The following is a 257-nucleotide window of genomic DNA, read 5'->3' on the forward strand; positions in this document are numbered from 1 at the left end:
GCCGCCTCGCGCAGCCGCTCCAGGTCCTTCTCGTCGTGCGCCTGGGCATCGGGCCAGTACATCGGCGACGCCTCCCGGCCAGCGTGCGGGATGCAGGTGCCGATGGCGTCATAGACCGTCAGGCCATTGGCATGACGCTGGTGCAGCGCTTCGACCAGCCCGTTCAGCTCCTGGCGCAGCACGCCCAGGCGTTCGGCCTCGCCGTTCCACTCCTCGCTGGTGCGCTGGCCGCCCAGTTCCAGCGCCCGGCCAAGCTG

The 257-nt window shown here is 71.2% G+C and carries 1 protein-coding gene; it reads right to left on the reverse strand.

What is annotated here, in order from left to right:
* A partial coding sequence (locus SB771_RS35630; RefSeq protein WP_410722122.1) for a hypothetical protein occupies positions 1-257 on the reverse strand: 257 nt, incomplete at both ends.

Source organism: Burkholderia sp. SIMBA_051 (assembly GCF_046534915.1).
Lineage (GTDB): Bacteria > Pseudomonadota > Gammaproteobacteria > Burkholderiales > Burkholderiaceae > Burkholderia > Burkholderia ambifaria.